A 15,830-nucleotide genomic window follows, 5' to 3' on the forward strand; every position below is an offset into this window, starting at 1 on the left:
GAATGAATATGGTCAAAAGGAAGCGCAGGCTTCCACGGCTGTCAGGCCGCATCTGGCTTCTGGTGGTCATATGGGTGGTATGCCTGCTATATTTGTTGTTTCAGGGCGGCAAGACGTCGGTCATGCTGTTGTCTATGGTTACGCTGTTAATCGTTTATTTATGGATCGTTGGTCTGAGCGGAGTTCGCCGTGTGCAAGGCTCCCGGCAGCTTTCGCAAGGCTCGCAGTTTGGAGAAATGCTGCATGCGGGAGATCAGGTGCATGTAAAGCTGAGCCTCAGTATACCTGGTTTTCTTCCATTACCCTATGTCATTGTCCGTGAGGTCCTCAAGCGACATACAGGTGAATCCTGGTCGTTTGAGGACAGTGTCATTCCCAGTCTAAAAGGGGGCGGTCAGCTTACATTTCAGACTCCTGCTTTAGAGCGAGGAAGCTATCACTTTGAGGATACAGAATGTGTGAGTGAGGACATCTTCGGTCTGTTGGAGCACAAAGGCAGCTTGAACGCACGCGGTGAATTTCGGGTGCTGCCCCGAACGGTATTCATTCCGTATTGGCAGATGAATGATCGTCGCTCAAGGATGTCTGGACCGCAGACCGTTCAAACTCGAACGCGGCGTGAAACGACACAAATTAACGGTGTACGGGATTATGTATATGGAGATCGGTTTTCGCGCATCCACTGGAATGCGACGGCGCGTACAGGTAGCTGGAAATCCAAGGAATTTGAGCATGAGACCGTTCCTAAAACGATGCTTGTGCTGGACGTACACATGAAGCATTATGTAAACGCCGAACAGTTTGAGCTAGCTGTGTCCTCTACCGCTTCATTGCTGGAATATGGTGGACGGGAGCGAATGGGGGTTGGATTGTGCACAGCTGGAGAGAAAGGTACCGTCTTTCAGCCAAGTGAGCAGACAATGGAACGACAACGAATGATGCATCACTTGGTAGACATACACACAACTTCACAAGGTAGCTTGAAATCCGCTGTAGAAAGCAGTGTACGCCAGTTTCCGCAAGGCTGTTATTTTATACTGATTAGTCCGCTGAAGGATTATCAGGCGATGGAGCTTCTTCGCTGGGCTGATACCCGGGGGATGACTCCGTGCCACGTCTATATCGGAGAAGGTTCTGCTGAGGGAGAAGCTGAAGAATGGATGAGCATGCTTCGTGCAAGAGGAATCAAGGGCTACGATGTTGAGACCCTTGAGGAGCTCCCGGCTGTAATGGGGGGAGGGACACTATGAAGAGCTGGTTACAATCGTTAAAGGGTTTCTGGGCCCCCGCTTTTACATTTTTATGGATTATTATTATTGCCATGCAATGGGTTTCTTTTGCTTCCGAATTATGGCTGGAAGAGACAAGAGCACTTGTACTGATAACCATTACGATGCTGGCTCTGGTGAAGATTGTACTACCATTTCGTCCTTGGATTGAATTTATTGTTAAGGCGGCGGCGCTGTTTTTTATTTTGTATCGGACATTGGTGTCTTACTCCATCATTATCCCCTTCGGAGGGGTAGCCAATCGCCTGGACCAATTTATATCCAATATGTCTCCTTATATTTGGTTTTCCCTTATCGCTTGGCTAGTTATTGAAATGGTGCCGCTCATCGTTACAACGAAGCAGCGGATTCTTGTTTTTGTGGGTATTAATATTGCCGCGCTGGCAGTGCTTGATTCCTTCACGCCAACTGTGCTGTGGGAGGAGGTTGCTTGGATCGTCTTTGCTGGTATGGGTTGGCTGGTGACACAGCATCTGCAGTATTTTCGGCAGCATTATCCTCAAGGGTGGAAGCATATTCGGCGCTATCCATATAAAATAGCAGCCAATATTGCGGTCATTTTTGCGCTCATTATTATGGCTGGTGTTAATATGCCTGAGGTACAGCCAGCTTTGACGGATCCCTATACAGCGTGGACCCAGAGAGATAGCTCAACCACCGCTGGGATCAGCAATGGATCTGGGGCACTGAATCAGCGGATGAACACCGCATCGGGTTATAGTCGCCAGGATAATCGGTTGGGTGGAGGTTTTAATTTTGATTATTCTCCTGTCATGACCATCACGACCACTCAGCGAAGCTATTGGCGGGGGGAAACGAAACGAACCTATTCCGGTACAGGCTGGAGTGACGGGGGCAACGATGATCAAACACTGAATGATGTGCCGATGACCGCAGAGCTTGAAAACACACAAGAAACGCGGCATTCGACTGAGCAGGTCGTTCAGACCATTACGATGCAAAACGACCAGAGCTATCCTGTTTTGTTTGGCGCCTATTCGGTGCAGCGTGTTCAATCGGTGGACAGAGATTCACGGGCAGACGGGTTACGTTGGAATCCGGAACAGGCGGAACTGCTTTGGAATCCATCCTCCCGAAGAACTGCTTATCCTAAAACGTATACTCTGGTATCGCATGTCCCTGTAATCCCTGAGAAAGAGCTACGCACAAAAACTTTTAATGAGTTGTACGGAAAAAATAAACAGGAAGCCTATCTACAAATTCCAGATGAGTTGCCACAGCGGGTTCGTGATTTGGCTCAGAACGTAACGTCAACGGCGAAAACGCCGTATGAAAAAGTCGGATTACTACAGCAGTATTTGCAGCAAAATTATGCATATACGAACAATCCAGACCTCTCACGGAAAAGAAGCAGAGATTTTGTGGATGCCTTTCTGTTTGAGATTCGGGAGGGCTATTGCGATTATTATTCCACCTCATTAGTCATGATGGCTCGCTCTGTTGGGGTTCCAGCCCGCTGGGTTAAAGGGTATGCACCTGGTCAGCAGACGTTTTCAGATGATGCAACAACGGGCGAAAGTGACGAAAATATGTCCTCTTACTCCGTGACAAATGCGGATGCTCATTCCTGGGCGGAAGTATATTTAGGTGAATACGGTTGGGTCCCTGTAGAAGCTACGCCTGGCTTTGATATGCCACTGCTTACGGAACAGGAGGATTCAAAGACTCCAGAAGCCCCTGAGGTTAAAGATCAACCTGAACCAGAACAGCCTGAGCAGACCCCGCAGACTAATCCGGAGGAAGGTTCAAAGATTCATCCTGTAATTATAGGTTCTGCTGTTGCAATTCTGCTGCTGTGGGCTGCTTATATCGTCTGGCGTAATCGGGCAGACATTCACTTTTACCTGCTGCGTTTACGCAGAGGTAAGCCGCTGACTCCGGATGAAAAGGTGGTCGTCGAAACTGAGCACTGGTTAAGGTACATGCGAAGAAGAGGATTTGTCCGCGCCAGTCACGAGACGCTGAGGGAATCAGTTGATAGATGGTCGCTAGAAGTACCGGAACACGCTTCAATTTTACATCAGCTGCTTGGCCGGTTTGAACAAGCGCGCTATAGCCCCTCATCCGTAACCGCAAAAGATTGGCATATGGTTCGCCAGCAGGCATCTCTGTTACACAAAGAAGGATGGATAAAACGATGGGCTGGACGAAAAGCTGCGACGGATCAGAAGGATCAAGACTAGTCTATTTTTGATTAGGTCCAAACGCCGGCTATTTTAATCTTTAGCTATATATTTAGTGAAAAAGCTGTCCGTTTGTTGCGGATAGCTTTTTACTAAGCCATAGTAATATGGTATAGTTTGTCGTATGAAACTGAGGTGACCGACGTTGTTTGAAATGCTGATGCCCAAATTACGGGTGAATACCGTCTTTGATATTGATCTTGAAGGCTTGTATGCTCAAGGATATCGCGGCATTATTACGGATCTAGATAACACGCTGGTCGGTGCAAAAGCGCCGAATGCGACTCCCGAGCTGGTGGCCTGGTTTGAGAAGGTCAAACAGGCGGGTTTTAAGCTTGTCATCGTGTCTAACAACAATATGGACCGTGTATCCGTGTTTGCTACGCCTTTGGACATTGAATTTATACATGCCGCACGGAAGCCCTCCAACTCGTCTTTTCGTAGAGCCATCCGTATGATGGGGCTGACTCCGGAAGAGACTATTATGGTCGGGGACCAAATGTTGACGGACGTATTGGGAGGCAACCGACTGGGATTGCATACGGTGTTGGTGCTACCGATATCCATTCATGATGAAGGAGTCATGACCCGATTTAATCGGCGGTTGGAGCGAATCGCGCTCACAAGGTTACGTAAGAAAGGCTTATGGCTTGAGGAGGAAAAGAAGAATGACTGAAAGACCTGACGGCGGCACTGCCGTCAAATGTAGTGGTTGCGGTATCACCGTGCAGACCACTAGCCCGGAGCTTCCGGGATATATTCCTGAAAAATTGCTTACTCGCGAACCTGTCATCTGTCAGCGTTGCTTCCGGATCAAAAACTATAATGAGACGTCTTCAGTGACGGTGGATCAAGATGAGTTCTTGAAGCTGCTCAGCCAGATTGGCGACAAGGATGCGCTCGTCATCCACATTGTAGATATTTTTGATTTTGAAGGTAGCTTGATTTCCGGTTTGCAACGCTTTGTAGGCTCCAATCCAGTTATACTGGCTGTGAACAAGACCGATTTGCTGCCTAAGGTAACGAATTGGAACAAGGTACGTAACTGGGTACAAAAGCAAGCGAAGGAGCAAGGACTTCGCACGGAAGAAATCGTACTGTGCTCAGCTAAAAAAAATCAGGGCTTTGACCGTCTGTTGGATGTGGTATCTGAGCTCCGTGGTAACCGCGATGTATATGTAGTCGGAGCGACAAATGTGGGTAAATCCACGCTTATTAATCGCTTAATTCGTGATTATAGCGATATGGAGCAGGAACTCACAACGTCCCGTTACCCGGGGACTACACTCGATATGGTGAATATTCCGCTCGACGACGGCAAGCACATTATTGATACTCCGGGTATTGTATACCCTTGGCGATTCAGTGAAATCGTCTCCCGCCAGGACTTGAGCGCTATTATGCCAGACAAGCCGCTGAAGCCTGCTGCATATCAGCTTGATGCTGGACAAACATTGTTTTTCGGCGGTATGGCCCGATTTGATTTTGTGGAGGGTCAGCACCAATCATTTACCTGCTACATTAACGGTGGTCTTAAGATACATCGCACGAAGCTGGAGCGAGCTGATCAGTTGTTCGCTGATCATGCCGGGGAATTGTTATCTCCGCCAACACGCGATCAATTGGCAGAGATGCCGGAATGGACAAGACATGAGTTCCGCGTTCCACGCAAATCTCCATCGGACATCTACATTTCCGGTTTGGGATGGATCAGGGTAAATAGCGAGAACGGAGCTCTGATTGCGGTTCATGCTCCTCGAGGAGTCCGTGTGCTTTTGCGGCCTGCGTTGATATAACGTTGCTGTAACCATGTTATAGGGCGGCAAGGAACAGGTACTGGTTCCTGCCGCCATTCATGTATTTGTACGGCCTAATATTTTGCAATATGGGGGAGAGCAACGATGAACAGCGGGGAGTCTGAAGCGACCGAACAAGGTCTTGTACTATTGGGCGTATTGGGTGATCCGATCAAGCACTCCAAATCGCCTCTCATGCATAAAATAGCTTTACAGGCAGCGGGGATTGAAGGAGATTTTGTACCTCTTCATGTCAAACCGGATCAGCTGGAAGATGCCATGAAGGGGATTCGCGCTTTGCATTTCCGCGGAGTCAATGTGACGATTCCCCATAAAGTTGAGGTTATGAAATATCTGGATGAGATTGATGAAGGGGCCAGACTCATTGGCGCTGTCAATACGATAGTGAATGACAATGGACGTCTTAAGGGCTATAACACGGACGGAATTGGCTACGTACGTTCCCTCAAAGAAGAGACTTCTGTCGAGTTGAAGGGCGCAAGAATTGCTGTTCTTGGAGCCGGAGGGGCTGCTCGTGGCGTGATTCATGCTCTGTTGGAGGAGCAACCGGAATCGGTTATTATTTTGAACCGAACACGTGACAAAGCTGAGCAACTGGCATTAGAGTGGACGACGGAAGCGATCCCAGTGAGGGGTTATTCCAACGAAGATGCCAAGAGCGTGCTCGCCACAGTGAATGTGTTGATTAACACAACCTCGGTGGGAATGTCTCCTTTAGCGGATGAGCTTCCACTGGAAACGAGCTTGATTCCGGAGGGAATCATTGTGAGTGATTTGATCTACAACCCGCTGGAAACGAGACTTTTACAGGAAAGCCGTGAACAGCGCGGCTGCACTGTACATGGGGGTTTGGGCATGTTCGTGTACCAGGGGGCTGTGGCTTTTGAGTATTTTACAGGGGTTGTCCCTGCTGTAGAGCAAATGAGAGCGGCTGTGCTGAGTAGCCTGTCGTAAGTAAGATTGTACATTAAAATTATGGAAATGCTGCATTGTATATGTGGCGACGAAGGGGTTAAATATACATGTTAACAGGTAAACAAAAAAGATATTTGCGTTCAATGGCACATCATTTGGACCCGGTTTTTCAAGTAGGAAAAAACGGTACGAATGAGCATCTTATGCGTCACATCAACGATGCGATTGAAAAGCGTGAGCTGATGAAAGTGCAAATTTTGAACAACTGTTTGGACGACAAGCATGAAATTGCGGAAGAACTGGCCGCGGAGACAGGTTCTGAGCTTGTTCAGATCATCGGGAGCACTATTATTTTGTACAAAGAATCCCGTGATCATAAGGAAATTGAGTTGCCTAGAGGATAACACGCGGGGAGAAAATTATGAAAATCGGTATTATGGGTGGTACATTTGACCCGATTCATATTGGACATCTGCTGGCTGGAGAAGCGGCAAGAGATGCCTATGGGCTGGATCAAGTATGGTTTATGCCTTCTCATATCCCTCCGCACAAGCATCAGGCGGGGGCGAGCGGTAAGGAACGTCTGGAGATGACGAGTGAAGCGGTGGCGGGTCATCCTGCTTTTGAAGTGCTGGATATTGAAGTGCTTCGCGGGGGAGTATCCTATACCATTGACACGATCAAGGAGCTTCAGGAGTTGCACTCTGCTGTGGATTTTTATTTTATTATTGGTGCGGATATGGTGAACTACTTGCCTCATTGGCAGGGAATTGAGGAGCTGGCGCAGCGAATTTGTTTTATTGGTGTTCGGCGCCCAGGGTTCCAGCTTGCGTTGGATGAGTTGCCGCATTATTTGCAGGACAAGGTACTGCTGGCGGATATGCCGGTGGTGGATATTTCGTCGACGGATATTCGAGAGCGTGCTGCGGAAGGGCGCACTATCCGTTATCTTGTGCCTGATCGTGTGCATGACTATATTACAAGGGGCTGTTTGTATGAAGTACAGCCGTGAGCAATTAATGGAAGCCGTATCTGGTCAAATGCCTGAAAAGCGCTGGAAGCACACACTAGGTGTTATGCATACCTCAGTGGAGCTTGCGAAGCGCTATGGAGCAGATCCGGATAAGGCAGAACTGGCGGCTATTTTGCATGATGTAGCAAAATATTGGCCTGTTCAGCAGATGGAAGAGGTGATTCGCAGTCATCCCGAATGTGATCAGGAGCTTTTGGAACATGACAAGCAGCTCTGGCATTCAGAGGTAGGATACTGCGTTGCAGCAAGAGATTACGGAGTGGATGATCCGGAAATAAGGAATGCGATTCGCTGGCATACGTCAGGACGCGTAGGTATGAGCCTGCTGGATAAAGTCGTGTGTCTCGCTGATTACATCGAACCGGGACGGGATTTTCCGGGGGTTGAGCATATCCGTAAACAGGCAAAGAAAAGCTTGGAGCAGGGCCTTATCGCTGGATTCGACTCCACGATTTCATTGTTGCTGGAAAAGAAAAAGGTTATTTTTCCACTAACAGTCTTGTCGCGTAATGACTTGATTCAACAACTAAAACAGAGAAAAACGGAGGTTCATGAATGACCCTAACTAATGAGCAATTAATGCAAACAGCGGTTGATGCTGCAAATGATAAAAAGGCAATGAATGTTGTCGCACTGGATTTGCGGGGAATATCACTAGTAGCTGATTATTTTGTCATCTGCCATGGTAATTCGGATACACAGGTACAGGCGATTGCAACAGAAATTCGCAAACGCGCTCATGATGAAGGTGTGACCATCAAAGGAATCGAAGGAATGGATTCCGCCCGTTGGGTTCTAATGGATTTGGGGGATGTCGTAGTGCATGTCTTCCATCGCGACGAGCGCGAATACTATAACATTGAACGACTCTGGTCGGATGCTAAGGTTGTGGAAAAAGTATGAGTTTGATCGCCGGTACTTATGTCACCATTATGGTGGATCGTGAGGTATCTCCTTTCGGCTACTTTCTCACTGTTGGTGAGCAGGATGTGCTGCTACATTATACGGAGCTGACACGTGAAATTGAAGTTGGTGAACGGTTGGAGGTATTTATTTTTCACGATACAGAGGACCGCTTGGCCGCAACCATGAAAAAGCCGTTCTTGTCGTTGGGCGAAATGGCAAAGCTTGAGGTGGCCGATGTGCATCCGCGTTTGGGTTGTTTCCTAGAGATGGGATTGGGTCGTCAGCTTTTGCTGCCGATTCGTGAGTTGCCAGAAAACCGAGATTTACATCCTCAGGTGGGCGACTACGTATATGCCATTATGGAGCATGACAAGCAAGGCAGACTGCGGGCTAAGCTGGCAGGGGAACAGGAGCTTGCTCCGTTGTGCTTTCACGCCCCTGATTCGTGGCTGAATACGTGGGTGCAGGCGACTGTGTACAAGCCGCTTCAAATGGGCACGTTCGTTCTGGTGGACGGAGGTGTGCTTGGTTTTGGTGCGATTGGGATGATTCACTCCTCGGAACGCAACCGGATGCTTCGCTTGGGCGAAGAGGTTAAGGTACGGGTCACACTTGTTCGCGAAGACGGTCGGGTCAACCTGGCGATGTCGCCACGCAAGGAAGTAGGCCGTGATGAGGATGCGGAGCGGTTGATTGCTTTTCTGAAGGAGCGTCCGGGTGGCGGCATGCCTTACTCTGACGCAACGCCGCCGGATATTATCAAGCAACGGTTTGGTATTAGTAAATCCGCTTTCAAGCGTGCGATGGGCAAGCTGATGAAGGAAGGAATGGTTACACAAAAGGAAAACTGGACCTACCTGGTGGAGAAAATGCCGAAACCGAAGGACGGGAATGGGGAATAAAAATGGCTTCTTACCGGAAGTTTGCCTATGTGTATGATGAGCTGATGCAGGACATGCCGTACCCAGACTGGTTATGCTTTGCACGGCAGGCCTGGGATCAGTACGGTATGCCGCATACGGTGGCTGAGCTGGGCTGTGGAACGGGTTCGATTACGATTCCCCTAGTTAACTCGGGCTTCGAAGTGTCTGGAATCGACTTATCCTCTGACATGCTGGCAGTAGCCCGTCGCAAAATGGAAACCACTCCCCAGGGACAGCGATTGTTTCGTGAGGGAAGCGTTCGCTGGATACAGCAGGATATGAGAGAATGGATTTTACCCGAGCCTGTGGATTCTGTAATTTCTTTTTGCGATTGTCTGAATTACTTGTTGGAGGAAGAAGATATAATTTCTACTTTTCGTAGAACTCATGCTGGACTGAAGCCTGGCGGAACCTTCTTGTTCGATGTACATCATCCCCAGACGTTTTTACGTTATGATGAAGAGCAGCCATTCGTACTGGATGATCGCTCTATCTCATATATCTGGACATGTGCGTTGGACACTCCTCGTTGTGAAATTGAGCATCATCTTAGTATCTTTGCGAAAGCAGAACATGAAGGACGCGATCTATACCAGCGTTTCGAGGAAATACATGTACAGCGTGCCTATGACCCAGACTGGATGAAGGCAGAATTGTCCAAAGCAGGTTTTCGTGATGTGAAGGTATATGCGGATTTTGAATGGGTAGAAGCAGAAGATGACGCGGCGAGACTGTTTTATGTTGCTGTAAAATAGTGAAGACTCATTGAGCAAATTTAGGAAAAGAAAGACGCTTTTCATGATGACATGAAGGGCGTCTTTTTGCACTCATATATTCACTTTATAGTTCAACTGAAGCTCATCACCCGGTACACCCCGAATACCCCAGTTCTGTTTGGGCGTTTCAAATATAGTAATCTCAAGATCCTGTGGAGCAATGCCAAAATGGTCCGTAATTCGTTGGAATAACAGCTGGATGAGTTGCTTCTTAGCTTCTGTCGTTCTGCCTTCAAAGATACTGATTTCAATAATGGTGTACGCCTCAGAGCGACCATCGGCATATATAAAGTCTTCCTGATCCATAGGAAAAAAACGATGAAACCTCTTGTCTGGAGGATATTTGAACGCATCCACCACAGCAGAATGAATCACCTCTGATAGTTGCTTTTTGATTGGATTTAGAGTTTCTTTTATTCCAAAAATTTTAATCTGTGCCATGTCTCAGCTCACCTTTCTTATCTCAACTCAACTCAATTTGCATCAATTTAATTCGAAGTTATTATAAAACATTCGTATGCATGTGTCATGAACAATTAGTATGAAGAGGGTCTTTAACACCAAAGCTAGTCCTTATTTGACTTTTTTCGCGGTTTTCAATATAATAGTGCCATTATTAACGGTTAAACAATCGCTGATGAGGAATAGTAGCTTTGTCTGGACATATAGAGAGCCGGCGGGTGGTGCAAGCCGGTTGACAGCGCAAAGTGAACTCGCCTCGGAGATATGCGTCCAACGCAGGAACGCCTTTACAGGTGCTTGTATCCTGTTATTAACCCGCATCGGATCACCTCCGTTATCAGGTGCAAAGGGAGTAGAACGCGAAGAACGCTTTCTGCTAACTAGGGTGGTACCACGGGAATAAAACCTCTCGTCCCTAGCGCTGACACGCTACGGGATGCAGAGGTTTTTTTGTTGCATACCGTTTGAGGAGGAAAAGACAATGACAGACACACAGCCGAAGCACGGCTATCAACCGCAAAGTATTGAACCAAAATGGCAGAAATATTGGGATGAGAACAAGACGTTCCGCACCGGGGAAGAGCCGGGCAAACCGAAGTTTTATGCTTTGGATATGTTTCCGTACCCATCTGGAGCCGGCCTGCATGTAGGCCACCCAGAGGGCTACACAGCTACGGATATTGTTTCACGTTATAAAAGAATGCGCGGCTACAACGTATTGCATCCGATGGGTTGGGACGCCTTCGGTCTGCCTGCCGAGCAGCATGCGCTGGATACAGGGGAGCACCCACGCGAAATTACGGTGAAAAACGTAAATAACTTCCGCCGTCAAATCAAATCGCTCGGCTTCTCCTACGACTGGGATCGTGAAATCAGCACGACGGACCCTGATTACTACAAATGGACACAGTGGATCTTCATCCAGCTGTACAAGCGCGGCCTTGCATATGTAGCTGAAGTACCCGTGAACTGGTGCCCAGCGCTGGGAACAGTGCTGGCGAATGAAGAAGTTATTGACGGCAAGAGTGAGCGTGGCGGTCATCCGGTCGTCCGTAAACCAATGCGTCAATGGATGCTGAAAATTACGGAATACGCGGATCGTCTGCTGGATGATCTGGAGGAACTGGATTGGTCTGAGAGTATTAAGGATATGCAGCGGAACTGGATCGGTAAGTCTACCGGGGCAGAGGTTCGTTTTCCAATTGAAGGCTATGACGAGCAACTCACAGTATTTACAACCCGCCCAGATACACTGTTCGGCGCAAGCTACTGTGTGCTGGCACCAGAGCAGGAATTAGTGGATATTATCACTACGCCTGAGCAAAAGGATGCTGTACAACAGTACCGTGAACAAGCTGCTCGTAAAAGCGATCTGGAGCGTACGGATCTGGCCAAGGATAAAACAGGCGTATTCACAGGAGCTTATGCAGTGAACCCGGTGAACGGCGAAAAGCTGCCGATTTGGATTGCTGACTATGTACTGGCAGGCTACGGAACTGGAGCGATTATGGCTGTACCTGCTCACGATACGCGTGACTGGGAATTTGCCAAGCAATTCGGATTGAATATTATTGAGGTTGTCCAAGGTGGAGATGTGGCTAATGAGCCATATACTGAGGATGGACCGCACGTCAATTCAGGCCCGCTGAATGGACTTACCAACGAGGAAGCGATTCCGAAGATGATTGAATGGCTGGAAGCCGAGGGCAAAGGACACGGCAAAGTCACCTACCGCCTGCGTGACTGGCTGTTCAGCCGTCAACGCTATTGGGGCGAGCCGATTCCGGTAATTCATCTGGAGGATGGAACGATCAAAACGGTTCCTGAGGACCAACTTCCGCTCGTACTGCCGGAGATGGACAATATTAAGCCTTCAGGTACAGGTGAATCCCCGCTGGCGAACGCAACAGATTGGGTGGAAACCATTGATCCTGAGACAGGTATGAAAGCACGTCGCGAGACGAATACAATGCCGCAATGGGCAGGAAGTTGCTGGTATTACCTGCGCTTTATTGATCCGAAAAATGACAAAGAGCTTGTATCCAAAGAGAAACAACGTGAATGGATGCCTGTTGATTTGTATATTGGCGGAGCGGAACATGCGGTTCTTCACTTGCTGTATGCCCGTTTCTGGCATAAGGTACTGTATGATATCGGCGTAGTGGAAACAAAAGAGCCTTTTTATAAGCTGGTCAACCAGGGTATGATTTTGGGCAACAACAATGAAAAAATGAGTAAATCACGCGGTAATGTCATTAATCCTGATGATATTGTCAATACGTTTGGCGCCGATACGCTGCGTATTTATGAGATGTTTATGGGGCCGCTGGAAGCGACCAAGCCATGGAATGAGAATGGGGTAGAGGGAGCACATCGTTTTCTGTCCCGCGTATGGCGCCTGTTTGTTTCCGAGGATGGTAGCCTGAATGATAAAATTACAAATGACGGCGGTAGCGATGAGTTCAATCGTACTTGGCATAAAACGCTGAAAAAAGTAACCGAAGATCTGGATGCGCTGCGCTTTAATACAGCGATCAGCCAGCTGATGATCTTCACCAACGATGCATACAAAGCAGACCTTTTGCCGCGTGCAGCAATGGAAAACTTCGTGCAAATGCTGTCGCCGCTTGCACCCCATCTGGCTGAGGAATTGTGGCAGCTGCTGGGGCACAATGATAGCATTACCTACGCGGCTTGGCCTGCTTATGATGAAGCATGGACAGTGGACGCCGAAGTGGAAATTGTTGTGCAAGTAAATGGTAAAATCGTACAGCGTGCAACGATTGCTAAGGACCTTGATGCTAAAGCGATGGAGGCATACGCTGTGTCGTTGGACAATGTTCAGCAGGCACTGGCCGGCAAAACGATCCGGAAGGTAATTGCTGTTCCAGGTAAGCTGGTTAATATTGTTGCCGGTTAATCGGCTTTAAGCCGAAGGAGACATCTACCTTTTGCATGTCCTCTTCATACTTGTTGTGCGTGGCCTGTATTAGCTCGGGAAAGACGCTATGCAGGCTGATGTCCAACAATGCGAGAGCTTCGGCGGTAATACCGCCGGGAACCGCCACTCTGGCCTGTAACTCGGCTGGTGTCATCCCGCCTTCCGTGAGCAGCTTTCCAGTGCCGATGATCATTTCACCGGCCAGGGCGCATAGCTCCGTACGGTCTATACCTGTAGCTTGAACTGCGGCTTGAATCCACTGGTCCATAAAAAAGGCCAAGAAAGCAGGACCACAACTCGAAAAATCCGACGTGATCCGAGTATAAGATTCTTTAACCCGAATCGGTCTGCTGATGTGGGACATAAGCTCTTCCAGAAGGGTGCGATCCTCCTCTGTAATCCGGCTTCCATGGATGCACAGCGAGGCTCCGCTGCCCACTTGGTGGGTGATACTTGGAATAATTTTGGACACTTTGGCTTTCAGTGCATGTTCCAAAATACGAATCTGCACCGGGCTTGTGATAGATACGACGATTTGCTCTTCTGTAATGACGTTGCGTATTTCATCCGTTACGGCTTTTGATTCCAGCGGCTTCACACAGATAAACAGAACATCGCTTTCCGCTGCCGTTTCACGGTTGCTTTGGGCTGCATGCAAACCTGGATAGCGACGGGCTAGCTCGGTTACCTTGGAATGCGTTCGATTGCTTGCTGATATTTGCTGCGGCTTGAGTGCGTTAGAATTAATAAAAGACTCAATTAGCAGACTTCCCATGCTGCCAGTCCCGATAAATCCAACTTTCATTGTTCAACGTCCTCCTTTCATACTTTGCGGTATAGACGCTGTGCTGTCAGCTGTCATTCTTCTTAGTGTATGCGCCTGGTCTTGGCCAACATGACGAATTTTATGTCTGAGCATGTTAGATCGTCCCCGGGGTCGTACCACTTTTTTGTGAAAATGCTCACAGCGAGACTGTATGGAGGTTGTTTGCACCCTCCGGTTTAACGGGAATTGGACAGACTTGCTCTGTTTGATTGAGACGGTGTTTTCAGTCGGCTCAATTTCCCGAAATCCATGTGGAGTAGGGGACGATACGGAAATGAAACGTGTATGGACAGGAACAGCGATAACGCTTGCTGTAATCGGGAGTGGACTTATTTTATTTGCCGGAGGACAGCGCTCTGAGCCGCAAGAAGAGTGGACTTTACTTAACCATAAGGTGGAGCAGGCTATGGCGATGGAGACAGAGCCAAATGAGTCGCAGCGCAGCAGTGACTACGCCCAGAAAAAGCCTGGTGTAAAAGAACCTTCAGACAAAGCTGAGCGCAGTAGGAATGCTGAAGCCGCTGACAATGTGAAACGTGATACTGTGCAGATTTCTACTGGTGTATCTGCTGCTGTGAGCGAAAACTCTATTGCGGGAAATTCAAGTGCCGTAAAGCAGTCAGGTGTTGCGAATCCGAGCTCAGACACAGGTATTGTCAGTTCGAGTGGTGCAACGACGAGTAGCACCAATAGGGTAAGTGATTCGGTTACTACACCCGATTCCGGCGAAAAAAAGATAAACATCAACACGGCGACTGCTGCTGAGTTAATGGAATTACCAGGGGTTGGGGCTAAAAAAGCCGAGGCTATACTGAACTACCGTAATCAGCACGGGGCGTTCAAACGTGTGAACGATTTGGATCATGTAAAGGGAATCGGAGCTAAAATGTTGGCTAAAATGAAGCCGTATGTCAGTTTGTAACTTATATAAGATTATAATGTACAGGTCCTGAGAACGGCGGTAGCGGATATGGTTTACGTTTTAACTTGTTTATACGGGAGAGATGGAAATGAGTGCAGATGTACGCAAGGACTGGGACACCTATTTCATGGATATCGCTTATATGGTATCCACCCGTTCGCGCTGTGCGCGGCGTCATGTTGGAGCCGTACTTGTACAAGGTAAAAAGCTCTTGGGGACGGCCTATAATGGAGCACCATCCGGGGTACCTGACTGTTCTGAGGCAGGCTGCATGATCTCAGAAGAGTATGGGGTCGTTCACCGTGATGGGCGTGAGGAAATGGTTAAGAAGCAGCGTTGTATTCGCACTATTCATGCGGAGCAGAACCTGCTGCTGTTTACTGACCGAATTGATCGTGAAGGCTCTTCAGTATATGTCACCGACCAGCCATGCTGGACGTGTGCCAATATGTTGGCGAACAGCGGTATTGTGGAGATTGTATACCACCGACCTTATCCCAAAGATGCCGACAAGGTTCGTGCTATGATGGAGGAAAAGGGAATCGCCTTTCGTATGCTGAAAACCTATCATCCACCAAAAGAAACACTGATGGATGTAATGAATTAAAAAAGTAAACGAGGAAGAACCTCTGACGAATGCTATTTTGTCAGAGGTTCTTTTTGTTTTGTGTTTTTTGGACAGAAAGCAATGTTTGCTACCGGAAGGTGATTGTATTCAAGCTAAGCTTGTGTTAACTAGACCTATATTGACCCTTACTGTTTGTTGGATTACAGGAAGTGCGGGAGCATGTCTGTATTCTGGACATATGCTTTTGT

At 48.1% G+C, this 15,830-nt stretch carries 16 protein-coding genes and 1 other annotated feature; of the genes, 14 read left to right on the top strand and 2 right to left on the bottom strand.

Going from position 1 to position 15,830, the window contains the following annotated elements; translation table 11 throughout:
* Positions 1-2: 2 nt before the first annotated feature.
* The 11 genes from WA407_RS14395 to WA407_RS14445 all read left to right on the top strand — a co-directional run bounded on the left by WA407_RS14395 (position 3) and on the right by WA407_RS14445 (position 9,842).
* Positions 3-1,250 carry a DUF58 domain-containing protein gene (locus tag WA407_RS14395; protein ID WP_254330629.1) on the top strand — a complete coding sequence of 416 codons (1,248 nt, stop codon included), beginning with the start codon at positions 3-5 and terminating at the stop codon, positions 1,248-1,250.
* Positions 1,247-3,493: a transglutaminase TgpA family protein gene (locus tag WA407_RS14400; protein WP_336077633.1), complete on the top strand. Its 2,247-nt coding sequence runs from the start codon at positions 1,247-1,249 to the stop codon at positions 3,491-3,493. The genes WA407_RS14395 and WA407_RS14400 overlap by 4 nt, the downstream gene beginning before the upstream one ends.
* 145 nt (positions 3,494-3,638) lie before the next feature.
* On the top strand, positions 3,639-4,169 hold the full coding sequence (locus WA407_RS14405; RefSeq protein WP_013311200.1) for a YqeG family HAD IIIA-type phosphatase: 531 nt from the start codon (positions 3,639-3,641) through the stop codon (positions 4,167-4,169).
* Complete coding sequence (gene yqeH, locus WA407_RS14410; RefSeq protein ID WP_039272319.1) at positions 4,162-5,289, top strand: ribosome biogenesis GTPase YqeH; 1,128 nt, start codon at positions 4,162-4,164, stop codon at positions 5,287-5,289. The genes WA407_RS14405 and yqeH overlap by 8 nt, the downstream gene beginning before the upstream one ends.
* Before the next feature lie 105 nt (positions 5,290-5,394).
* Entirely contained in the window at positions 5,395-6,264 is an 870-nt protein-coding gene (gene aroE / locus WA407_RS14415; RefSeq protein WP_322160757.1) for a shikimate dehydrogenase, read from the top strand.
* A gap of 68 nt (positions 6,265-6,332) precedes the next feature.
* Entirely contained in the window at positions 6,333-6,629 is a 297-nt protein-coding gene (gene yhbY / locus WA407_RS14420) for a ribosome assembly RNA-binding protein YhbY (protein WP_013311197.1), read from the top strand.
* 17 nt (positions 6,630-6,646) lie between these two features.
* Positions 6,647-7,237, top strand: coding sequence for a nicotinate-nucleotide adenylyltransferase (gene nadD, locus WA407_RS14425; RefSeq protein ID WP_336077634.1), 591 nt, complete (start codon positions 6,647-6,649; stop codon positions 7,235-7,237).
* Positions 7,221-7,817, top strand: coding sequence for a bis(5'-nucleosyl)-tetraphosphatase (symmetrical) YqeK (yqeK, locus tag WA407_RS14430; RefSeq protein WP_039272316.1), 597 nt, complete (start codon positions 7,221-7,223; stop codon positions 7,815-7,817). The genes nadD and yqeK overlap by 17 nt, the downstream gene beginning before the upstream one ends.
* Positions 7,814-8,161, top strand: a complete 348-nt coding sequence (gene rsfS, locus WA407_RS14435; protein WP_025723405.1) for a ribosome silencing factor — start codon at positions 7,814-7,816, stop codon at positions 8,159-8,161. The genes yqeK and rsfS overlap by 4 nt, the downstream gene beginning before the upstream one ends.
* On the top strand, positions 8,158-9,066 hold the full coding sequence (locus tag WA407_RS14440) for a CvfB family protein (RefSeq protein ID WP_235309301.1): 909 nt from the start codon (positions 8,158-8,160) through the stop codon (positions 9,064-9,066). The genes rsfS and WA407_RS14440 overlap by 4 nt, the downstream gene beginning before the upstream one ends.
* Before the next feature lie 2 nt (positions 9,067-9,068).
* Positions 9,069-9,842, top strand: a complete 774-nt coding sequence (locus WA407_RS14445) for a class I SAM-dependent DNA methyltransferase (protein ID WP_235309303.1) — start codon at positions 9,069-9,071, stop codon at positions 9,840-9,842.
* 72 nt (positions 9,843-9,914) lie between these two features.
* Here WA407_RS14445 and WA407_RS14450 read toward each other — a convergent pair whose 3' ends face one another.
* Entirely contained in the window at positions 9,915-10,304 is a 390-nt protein-coding gene (locus tag WA407_RS14450) for a tautomerase family protein (protein ID WP_039272313.1), read from the bottom strand.
* Between the two features lie 184 nt (positions 10,305-10,488).
* Positions 10,489-10,745 (top strand) — a binding site (T-box leader).
* 61 nt (positions 10,746-10,806) lie between these two features.
* Here WA407_RS14450 and leuS point away from each other — a divergent pair.
* Positions 10,807-13,245 (top strand): leucine--tRNA ligase, encoded by a 2,439-nt coding sequence (gene leuS / locus WA407_RS14455; RefSeq protein ID WP_039272311.1) that lies wholly within the window; start codon positions 10,807-10,809, stop codon positions 13,243-13,245.
* Here leuS and comER read toward each other — a convergent pair.
* Positions 13,226-14,071 (bottom strand): late competence protein ComER, encoded by an 846-nt coding sequence (gene comER, locus WA407_RS14460; RefSeq protein ID WP_028540440.1) that lies wholly within the window; start codon positions 14,069-14,071, stop codon positions 13,226-13,228. The two genes, leuS and comER, sit on opposite strands and share 20 nt — an antisense overlap.
* Before the next feature lie 295 nt (positions 14,072-14,366).
* On the opposite strand from comER, the gene WA407_RS14465 reads away from it, so the two are divergent.
* Positions 14,367-15,014 carry a ComEA family DNA-binding protein gene (locus tag WA407_RS14465; RefSeq protein WP_336077635.1) on the top strand — a complete coding sequence of 216 codons (648 nt, stop codon included), beginning with the start codon at positions 14,367-14,369 and terminating at the stop codon, positions 15,012-15,014.
* An 88-nt stretch (positions 15,015-15,102) separates the two neighbouring features.
* A complete protein-coding gene (locus WA407_RS14470; RefSeq protein WP_336077636.1) occupies positions 15,103-15,621 on the top strand; it encodes a deoxycytidylate deaminase in 519 nt (172 codons plus the stop codon).
* The last annotated feature ends 209 nt before the right edge of the window (positions 15,622-15,830 follow it).

The sequence above is a fragment of the Paenibacillus sp. 203 genome (assembly GCF_037027525.1).
In the GTDB taxonomy this organism is placed as follows: domain Bacteria; phylum Bacillota; class Bacilli; order Paenibacillales; family Paenibacillaceae; genus Paenibacillus; species Paenibacillus polymyxa_B.